We start from the raw sequence: 8,476 nt of genomic DNA, 5'->3' as shown, positions 1-8,476 counted from the left end.
CGCCGGTCGCGTTCCGCCCCCCGGTCTCGTGCCTGCCGACGGCAGCGCCCGGGGAGTTGACGCGGCGTCAGCCGAGCGGAACCCCGGTGCGCTGCTCCAGCGCCTGGAGCAGCCGGGCCTGGAACTCCGCGTCCTGCGCGGCGGGATGGGGCGTCTGAGCGCGCTGGTGGTACCAGTAACCGCCGGTGCGCGGGGACATGTCGTCGCGGGTGGCCAGCCACACCTGGGTCCGGTGGCCGGCGATCAGGTCGTCGGGCGCGCCGGGACCGCCCATCCGGGTGGGGACCCACCCCGGGTCCACCGCGTGGCTCGCGGTCCCCGCCCACCGCGAGGCGACCGCGAGCGCGAGGGCGGTGACCCACAGCTTGCTGTCGCTGTAGGAGGCGGTCCCGTCGTCGAGGCGGCGCAGGTCGGTGGAGCCGCCCCGGTGCATCCCGCTGCTCAGGTAGACGAGCGTGGCCGGACGGTCCATCAGGGCCGTCAGCAGGTAGGGCGCGACCGTGTTGACGGTCGCCACGTCCGGCCCGTGCAGGACGCCCGCATTGTGGATCACGGCGTCGAAGCGGCCGAACCCCTTCGCCTGCCGGGCGACGCCGTGGATCTCGTCCGTGCGGGCCAGGTCCCCGGTGACGACGCCCTTCCAGCGGCCGGGACTGTCGCCCTCGGGCAGGCGGTCCGCGCTGCGGACGTGGACGACCACGTCGTGCCCGTCGTCGGCCAGGGTGTTCGCCGTGTCGCGTCCGAGGCCGGTGGACGCCCCGGTCACCAGGATGAGTGCCATGTCAGCCATTCTGTTGCGGGTGGCGGTCCGCTGCCCGCAGACAGCCCCGGTGACGCGGGCCGGATCGGACGGTCAGCCAGGCCTTGAGCGGGTGGCGCTCGTCCCTCGCCCGGCAGGGCCCTCGGCGGCCTTGTCCCGCGTCAGGGGGAGGGCGTAGGGAGGTCCTGGCCGCGCCGCCCGGCCTGCGCCACACCGTCCCCGCCGTACCGGGAATACCGGGCTNAGGTCCTGGCCGCGCCGCCCGGCCTGCGCCACACCGTCCCCGCCGTACCGGGAATACCGGGCTCCCCCCGCCGTGCCGGGCTCCCCCCGCCGGGCTCCCCCCCCGCCGTGCCGGGCTCCCCCCGCCGGGCTCCCCCCGCCGTGCCGGGCTCCCCCCGCCGCACCGGGCTTCCCCCCGCCGCACTGGGCTCGCCGCCGCACTGGGCTCGCCCGCCGCGGAGGGCCTGCGCCTGCCTGCTTCCTGGGCGGCCACCCAGGGGCTCCGCCCCGGGCGGAGCCTCCCCGTGGGCTGGGCCCGGCCCGCCCGGGCGCTACAGCAGCGGGAACTCGTCCGCCGGCAGCAGGCCAGGCGCGCCCTCGCGCAGGGCGGCGGCAGCGCCCGCGAGCCGGTGGACGGCTTCGCGGGCGACCTCCGGGCGTTGCGAGAAGGGCAGTCTGACGAAGCGTTCGAGGACGCCGTCCAGGCCGAACCGGGGCCCCGAGCCGATCCAGACGCCGAAGCGCTCCGCCGTCGTGGCCAGGGCGCTGCCGGACAGCGGCTCCGGCAGCCGGACCCAGAGCGACAGGCCGCCCTGCGGCACCCGGTAGGTCCAGTCCGGGACGGCCTCGCGCAGCGCGGCCACCAGGGCGTCGCGCTGCCCGCGCACGCGGTCCCGCTGCTGCGCGAGCAGTGCCGGGAACCGCTCCGGGTCGAAGAGGTGACGGGCCGCCAGCTGTTCCAGCACCGGGGAGGACACGTCCAGGCTGGACCGCTCGGCGGCGATCCGGCGCACCAGGTCCGCCGAGGCGCGGATCCAGCCGATGCGCAGGCCGCCCCAGACGGTCTTGCCCGCCGAGCCCAGGGTGATCACCGAACCCGCCCGGTCGAAGCAGGCCATGGGCGGCGGGAGTTGGGACTCGTCCAGGTCCAGGGTCAGCTCGGCCATGGTCTCGTCCACCACCAGCACGGTGCCGGTGGCCCGGGCCAGTGCGACCAGCTCCCGGCGCTGCCCGGCGCCCATGAGGAGTCCGGTCGGGTTGTGGAAGTCCGGTATCACATAGGCGAGTCGGGGCGCGGCGTCGCGCAGGGTGCGGGCCCAGCCGTCCAGGTCCCAGCCGTCCGCGGTGAGCGGGACCGGCACCGCGCGCCCGCCCGCGAAGCGGACGGCCTGCAGGGCGTTGGCGTAGGAGGGGGACTCCACCGCGATCCGGTCGCCGTGGCCGAGGAGTTGACGCAGTACCAGGGCGAGGCCCCCGGCCGCGCCGCTGGTGACCATGATCTGGTCGGGAGAGGTCGGCGCACCGCGCTGGGTGTAGCGGGCAGCGATCGCCTCGCGCAGGACCGGCAGCCCCGCCGGGAAGTCGCCGTGCGTGGCCAGGTACGGCGGGAGCTCGGCGGTGGCCGCCGCCATCGCCTGGCTGAGCCACGGCTCGGGCGCGCACATCGCGGCCACGCCGAGGTCGATGGCGTCCCCGCCGGCCGCGTCGCCGGAGCGCGGCGAGAGACCGGTGGCCGGCACGGCACGCCCGGCGGGCAGGGCGGTCCAGCTGCCCGCGCCCCGACGGCTCGCCAGAAAGCCCTCGCCGCGCAGGAGTTCGTAGGCGGCGGCCACCGTCGTGCGGCTGACCCCGAGGGCGGCGGAGAGCTCGCGTTCGGCGGGCAGCCGGGTCTCCACCGGCACCCGCCCGTCCAGCACCAGGGTGCGCAGGCCGACGGCCAGCGAGCGGTAGACCGGTCCCGAGGACCGCTGCCAGCCCTCGCCCAGGGCACGGTCCAGCTGGGCCGCGCCGATGGAGGAGCGGGCGGAGCCGGACGGGGAGGCAGGAGCCACAGCAGTCCACCTTCTTCGAATTGGCTATGGAGGAGCAGGCCAATCCTGCTGACACTGGCACCATAGCTCAGGCTCCACCAGTCCAAGGGGGTTCCCGGTGCTCGCCCGCCGCCTCGTCCAGCTCTATCTCGGCCTCGCACTCTACGGATTCAGCATGGCGCTGCAGATCCGCGCCACCCTGGGCCTCGCCCCCTGGGACGTGCTCAACCAGGGCGTGGTCCGCCACGTCAGCCTCTCCTACGGCACGGTCACGATGATCATCGGCGCGGCGGTGCTGCTGCTGTGGATCCCGCTGCGCCAGCGGCCCGGCCTCGGCACCATCTCCAACGTCTTCGTGATCGGCCTCTCGGTGGACGCCGGGCTGGCGCTGGTCCCCGACGGGCGCGGGCTGCCGCTGCGGCTGCTGCTGCTCGCCGCGGGCGTGGTGCTCAACGCCGTCGCGGGCGGCCTCTACATCGGCGCCCGGTTCGGACCCGGCCCGCGCGACGGCCTGATGACCGGCTTCAGCCGCCGCACCGGCAGGTCGATCCGGCTGGTGCGCACGGTCATCGAGGTGACCGTGCTGGCGGTCGGCTGGCTGCTGGGCGGCCAGGTCGGCATCGGCACCGTCGTCTACGCCTTCGGTATCGGCCCGCTGGTCCAGGTCTTCCTGCGGCTGCTCACCGTGCCGGACCGCTCGCGCGACCGGGTCGTCGCCGTCAGCCCGGCTGCCGCACCCGAGCGTGCAGCAGCCGGCTGATGCCGGCGTGCACGTCGTCCAGGCTGCGCTCGGGCTGGAACACCAGCCAGTCCAGGCCGACGACGAGCACCATGCCGAACAGCGCGGAGGCGGTCAGCTGCACCTCCAGGTCGGCCGGGAACTCCCCGGCGTCCACCGCCTCCTGGAGCACCGCGGCCACCACGCCCACGGCCTCCTCGCGCATCAGCCGCAGTGTCTCGTGCCAGGAGCGGTTGGCCCGCCAGGTCTCCGCCACGAACAGCTGGGCGAAGGACGGGTACTGGGCCAGGAACTCCAGGCCCGCGCGGGTCATCGCGTCGAGGGCGTCCACCCCGCGGCGGCCGTCGCCGGCCGCCCGCAGCGCGGTCGTCAGCAGGCCGACGCCGTGGCGCAGCAGCTCCTCGAAGAGCTCCGCCTTGCTGGTGAAGTTGTAGTAGACGGTGCCCTTGGCCACCCCGGCGCGCTCGGCGATCTCGTCCACGGTGGTCGCCGAGTAGCCCTGCTCGGCGATCAGCGTGACCGCGGCCTGGAACAGCTTCTGCCGGGTGGCCGCCCTGCGCTTGCCGGTGGTGGTCGTCATGGCGCCCATTCTCCCCCGCCGGTCACAGCGAGAGCTCGGGGTGCAGCCGGGACAGCGTCCACACCTGCTTCCGGCGGGCCGTCAGCGTCGTCAGCGCCAGCGCGCCCAGAGCGAAGGCGGCCAGCACCGCGCAGCCCTGCCAGACCACGGCGAGGTCACCGCCGCTGATCAGGCGGCGCAGCCCGGCCACCACGTAGCTCATCGGCAGGTAGGGGTGGATCGCGCCGAAGAAGCCGGGGCTGGTCTCCACCGGATAGGTGCCGCCGGCCGAGGTCAGCTGGAGCATCAGCAGCGCCAGGGTGAGCAGCCGGCCCGCCGGTCCGAAGCGGGCGTTGAGCCACTGCACGATCGCGGTGAAGGCCAGTACCGTCAGCGCCAGGTAGCCCACCACACCCGCGGCGCGGACCGCCTGCAGGCCCAGGCCCCAGTGCAACACCGCCAGCAGCGCGGCGAGTTGCAGCATCCCGACGGCGGCGACCGGCAGCCAGCCGGCCAGGGCCGCCCGCCACGCGGGCGTGTTGGCGGCCAGGGCCCGGCTGCTGAGCGGGCGCAGCAGCATGTAGCCGACCATCGCGCCGACCCACAGCGCCAGCGGGATGAAGTACGGCGCGAAGCCGGTGCCGTAGGTGGACGCCGGGTTGAGGACGTCCCGGGCGAGTTGGACCGGGTCGCTCATCGCCGCCGAACGCGCGTCGCGCTGGTCGGCGTCGTAGTCCGGGATCTGTGTCGCGCCCTGGTGCAGGCCGGTGGCCAGCTGCCCGGAGCCGCTGACGAGGGAGCCGAGGCCGGTGTCGAGCTGCTGGGCCCCGTCCGAGAGCCGGTAGAGGCCGCCGGAGAGGCTGTGCGCGCCCGCGTCGAGGGTGGTGAGCCCGCTGTCCAGGCGCTGGGCCCCGGTCAGCGCCTGGCCGGTGCCCTGGTGCAACCGGCTCGCTCCGGACGCGAGTTGGTGCACGCCGCGGTTGAGCTGGTTGACCTGGGCCACGGCGGTGTCGAAGCGGTGCGCGAGGCCGGGCTGCGCCAGGGGCCTGGCCAGTGCGGCGACGTGCCGGGCGTCCTGGGCCAGGCCGTGCAGCTGCGGGGCGAGCTGCTGGACGGTGGCGTCCACCTGCTCGGCCACGGTGACGACCTGGTGCGCGGCCTGGTCCGCCTGACGCACGGTCAGGCAGTCGGCGGTGCAGGCGGCTTGCAGCGCGTCCAGCTTCGCGGCGGCCGCGCGGGCGTCGGCGAGGGCTTGGCGGGTGGCGGCGGGGAGCTGGTCGAGGCGGTCTGCGATCTGCGTCGCCCCGGTGGCGACGGCGGTGGCCGAGTCCTGGATCAGCGTCGGGTACTTGTGCAGCAGCGGCGACAGGTCGGCGGCCACCGGGTTGACGGCGTCGGCGAGTTGCTGCGTCCCCGCGGCGGCGCGGGCCGCGCCGGTGGCCAGCTGCGCGGAGCCGGCGTCCAGGCTGGCCAGGCCCTTGGCGAGGCTACCGCTCCCGGCCGCGGCCTGGTCCAGCCCGGCGGCCAGCTGCTGGGCGCCGCTGTGCGCGGCGTCCGCGCCGGAGGCCAGCTGCCCGGCTCCCTGCCTGGCCTGCCGGGCCCCGCCGGTGATCCGGTCGGCCCCGTCGGCGGCGGTGACGGTGCGGTCGTGGATGTCGGCGAAGCCGACGAAGACCTGGTCGTAGAAGCCGCGCGAGGCCTTGGCGGAGGCGGCGGCGCGGATCTCGTCGAAGACGGAGCGGGAGATCTGGCCGACGATGTAGTTGTTCGAGTCATTGGTCCGGACCCGCAGTTCGCCCAGCGCCGGGTGGTCGCTGTCGGAGCCGGCGATGTCCGCGCTGAAGTCGGCGGGAATGGTGAGCGAGAGGTAGTACCTCCCGTCGGCGACGCCCTTGGCGGCCTGCTCGGCGGTGACGTGCTCCCAGCCGAAGATGTGACGGCGGGTCAGCTCCGCGTCCAGGGTGTGCCCGGCGTCGATGCGCTGCCCGTGCACGGTGACCGGCCGGTCCTCGTCGACGAGGGCGACCGGGAGGCGGTCCAGGTGGCCGTAGGGGTTCCAGAAGGACCAGAGGTAGAGGGCGCCGTAGAGCAGCGGCAGCAGCAGCAGCGCGACGAGCGCGGCCCGGGGCAGCCGCCCGCGGGCGAAGCGGCGCAGTTCGAGGCGGGCGAGGCCGATCGACCTAGGCACGGGCGGACTCCTTGTCGTGCGCGAGGGGGACGACCGTCTCGGCCGGCAGGCCGGGGACGTCGAGGGTGGCGGCGAGGACGAGGGGGCCGTCCTCGCGTTCCGCGACCGCGTGCAGGAGCTGCCACGCCTCCGGGCGGTCCGGCACGTCGTCTACGGCGAGGAGGCGGGGGCGCCCGAGCAGGGCGAGGGCGGTGCCCAGGCGGAAGGCGTCGAGCTCGTCCAGGTCCCTTACCAGCGTGCGGGGTTGGAGTTCGGCCAGGCCGACCTCGGCGAGCACCTCGGCCGGACGGCGGGTGCCCCGGTGCAGCCAGCGGCGCTCCCGCAGGTGCTCGCCGACGCTGAGGCTCTGCTCCAGGTCGTTCACGCCGGGGACCGGCCCCAGCGCGCTCAGCCCCCGCACGCGTGCGGCGCGTCGCGGCAGCGGGTGCCCGAACACGACGGCCTCCCCGCCGCCGGGCCGCATCCGCCCCGCGAGCGTCAGCAGCAACGACGTCCGCCCGGACCCGCGCGGCCCGGCGAGCGCGACGACACCGGCGGACGCCTCGAAGGACACGCCCTGGTACACCCAGCCGCGCGGGCCTCTGAGCGCCAGCTCCCGAACCTCAAGCTCCGCTGTCGTCATCGGAGCCCCTCCCCGTTCCCCATTTTAGACTGACTGGTCAGTTCAAAGATAGCCCCGGGCGGAGTGTGCTCCTACCCGGATCCGGGCAAAGGTGGTGCGAGTCACGTCGCGGAGAAGGGAGAGCCATGCGGGAGGGGCACCGGGGCAGCGGCCCGGGGGCGATCGCACCGGACGGCTGCGCGGTGGAGCTGTACGCCCGGCTGCCGGCCGGAGAGGAGCCGGACCTCGTCGCCGGAGCGGTCCCGGCCGGCGCGTCGGTCCTCGAACTCGGCTGCGGCGCGGGCAGGGTGACGCACCCTCTGCTGCAGCGGGGCTTCGTGGTGACGGCGGTGGACGATTCCGCGGAGATGCTCGCCCGGGTGCGAGGTGCCCGGACGGTGTGCTCGCCGATCGAATCGCTGGAGCTGGGCGAGGTCTTCGACGTCGTCCTGCTGGCCTCGCACCTGGTCAACACCGCCGATCCGGAGCTGTGCGCGGCGCTGCTGCGCAGCTGCGCGCGGCATGTCTCGGCGGCCGGGTGCGTGCTGGTGCAGCGGGAGCCGGAAGGGCTGTACGACCGGGCGCCGTTCGAGCGGGAGTTCGCGGGCGGCCGGATTCGGGTCGAGGACGGGCGGGTGGAGTACGTCTTCCCGGACGGGCGGTGGGTGCAGGAGTTCCGGCGGCGGTACCTGGACGAGGCGGCCTTCGAGCGCGCGCTGGAGGAGGCCGGGCTGCGGTGGGAGGCGTGGCTGACGGCGGACCGGGGTTGGGCGCGGGCGCGACTGCGATAGCTCGCTCGAAAGGGTGATCCGGGCTGGTCAGGGCTGTGGAGAGAGGTTTCTGCGGCCGACCGGCCCGGTTTTTTTGTCAGTGGGGGCGGGTTCCATGGCTGACGAGGGCGAATGGCGTTGACGTGCCTCGGGTGCAGCGGGTTACTCTGAAGATGTTCGAACGACAGTTCGAACATGACCGGGAGGAGGAGCGCGATGAGCAGAAAGCGTGCGGACCTGATCGAGGTCAGGGGCGGCACGGTCCCCGGCGCCGCCGGCCTGCCCACGCACTTCCTCTGGCGGGACCGCGTCTACGCGGTGCGCGAGGTGCTCGGGCACTGGAAGGAGAGCGGCGCGTGGTGGGAGGAGGCCCGCCGGGCCGCCGCCGCCGAGCGCACCCGGCGGCTGGCGCTGGGCGATCCGACCGAGCGCGAGGTCTGGCGGGTGGAGGCCAGCCCGGGGCGCTGCTTCGCCCCCGGTGTCTACGATCTCAGCTTCGACCAGGCCGCAGGCCGATGGACCCTCACCAGCACGACGGACTGAGTGACAGGGGAAGACCATGAGCCACCAGCAGAACAACCGTCAACTCCCCGACGGCGGCCAGGTGTTGCAGCTGCCGCTGACCACCGCGACCACGGCCCCGGCCGTGCCCACGGCGACCGGCGGGGCGGGCCTGCCCTACCGTCCGCCGGAGGACGTGCACCCCGTGCTGCGCCGCGCGGGCGCGCCCCCCGCCGCGCTGGACCTGCTCGCCCAGGCCCACCGCGGCCTGGCGGAGGCCCGCACCCTGGAGGGCCCGCTCGAGCGGTACGCCACCGCCCACCTC

General features: G+C 75.0%; 8 protein-coding genes and 1 pseudogene. 4 read left to right on the top strand and 5 right to left on the bottom strand.

Annotated features, from left to right (window positions below; translation table 11 throughout):
• Positions 1-67: 67 nt before the first annotated feature.
• Positions 68-781 carry an SDR family NAD(P)-dependent oxidoreductase gene (locus ACFP3V_RS14325; protein ID WP_380583376.1) on the bottom strand — a complete coding sequence of 238 codons (714 nt, stop codon included), beginning with the start codon at positions 779-781 and terminating at the stop codon, positions 68-70.
• 533 nt (positions 782-1,314) lie between these two features.
• Positions 1,315-2,814: a MocR-like transcription factor YczR gene (gene yczR / locus ACFP3V_RS14320; RefSeq protein WP_380583375.1), complete on the bottom strand. Its 1,500-nt coding sequence runs from the start codon at positions 2,812-2,814 to the stop codon at positions 1,315-1,317.
• A 97-nt stretch (positions 2,815-2,911) separates the two neighbouring features.
• Here yczR and yczE point away from each other — a divergent pair, with 97 nt between their 5' ends.
• On the top strand, positions 2,912-3,553 hold the full coding sequence (gene yczE, locus ACFP3V_RS14315) for a membrane protein YczE (RefSeq protein ID WP_465270099.1): 642 nt from the start codon (positions 2,912-2,914) through the stop codon (positions 3,551-3,553).
• Here the strand turns inward: yczE and ACFP3V_RS14310 are convergent.
• The 3 genes from ACFP3V_RS14310 to ACFP3V_RS14300 are packed head-to-tail and all read right to left on the bottom strand — an operon-like array spanning position 3,513 to position 6,901.
• Positions 3,513-4,121 carry a TetR/AcrR family transcriptional regulator gene (locus ACFP3V_RS14310; RefSeq protein ID WP_380583374.1) on the bottom strand — a complete coding sequence of 203 codons (609 nt, stop codon included), beginning with the start codon at positions 4,119-4,121 and terminating at the stop codon, positions 3,513-3,515. The genes yczE and ACFP3V_RS14310 overlap by 41 nt on opposite strands.
• A gap of 13 nt (positions 4,122-4,134) precedes the next feature.
• Entirely contained in the window at positions 4,135-6,279 is a 2,145-nt protein-coding gene (locus ACFP3V_RS14305; protein WP_380583373.1) for a YhgE/Pip family protein, read from the bottom strand.
• Positions 6,272-6,901: an ATP-binding cassette domain-containing protein gene (locus ACFP3V_RS14300; protein WP_380583372.1), complete on the bottom strand. Its 630-nt coding sequence runs from the start codon at positions 6,899-6,901 to the stop codon at positions 6,272-6,274. Before ACFP3V_RS14300 ends, ACFP3V_RS14305 begins: the two co-directional genes overlap by 8 nt.
• 125 nt (positions 6,902-7,026) lie before the next feature.
• Between ACFP3V_RS14300 and ACFP3V_RS14295 the strand changes: the two genes are divergently transcribed.
• The 3 genes and pseudogenes from ACFP3V_RS14295 to ACFP3V_RS14285 form a co-directional block, all read left to right on the top strand.
• Positions 7,027-7,671: a class I SAM-dependent methyltransferase gene (locus ACFP3V_RS14295; protein ID WP_380583371.1), complete on the top strand. Its 645-nt coding sequence runs from the start codon at positions 7,027-7,029 to the stop codon at positions 7,669-7,671.
• Between the two features lie 195 nt (positions 7,672-7,866).
• On the top strand, positions 7,867-8,193 hold the full coding sequence (locus tag ACFP3V_RS14290) for a DUF6504 family protein (protein WP_380583370.1): 327 nt from the start codon (positions 7,867-7,869) through the stop codon (positions 8,191-8,193).
• A 16-nt stretch (positions 8,194-8,209) separates the two neighbouring features.
• Positions 8,210-8,476, top strand: a pseudogene (locus ACFP3V_RS14285) (hypothetical protein); the annotation flags it as partial.

It is taken from the genome of Streptacidiphilus monticola, assembly GCF_042658505.1.
In the GTDB taxonomy this organism is placed as follows: domain Bacteria; phylum Actinomycetota; class Actinomycetes; order Streptomycetales; family Streptomycetaceae; genus Streptacidiphilus; species Streptacidiphilus monticola.
The sequence above is the reverse complement of the archived record's forward strand: the minus strand, read 5'-3'. Positions and strand labels throughout refer to the sequence as shown.

Bases quoted from the DNA above. Each gene is read 5' to 3' on its own strand.
- ACFP3V_RS14295 (WP_380583371.1), top strand. From the start codon at position 7,027: ATGCGGGAGGGGCACCGGGGCAGCGGCCCGGGGGCGATCGCACCGGAC.
- ACFP3V_RS14290 (WP_380583370.1), top strand. From the start codon at position 7,867: ATGAGCAGAAAGCGTGCGGACCTGATCGAGGTCAGGGGCGGCACGGTC.
- ACFP3V_RS14325 (WP_380583376.1), bottom strand. From the start codon at position 781: ATGGCACTCATCCTGGTGACCGGGGCGTCCACCGGCCTCGGACGCGAC.
- ACFP3V_RS14310 (WP_380583374.1), bottom strand. From the start codon at position 4,121: ATGGGCGCCATGACGACCACCACCGGCAAGCGCAGGGCGGCCACCCGG.
- ACFP3V_RS14300 (WP_380583372.1), bottom strand. From the start codon at position 6,901: ATGACGACAGCGGAGCTTGAGGTTCGGGAGCTGGCGCTCAGAGGCCCG.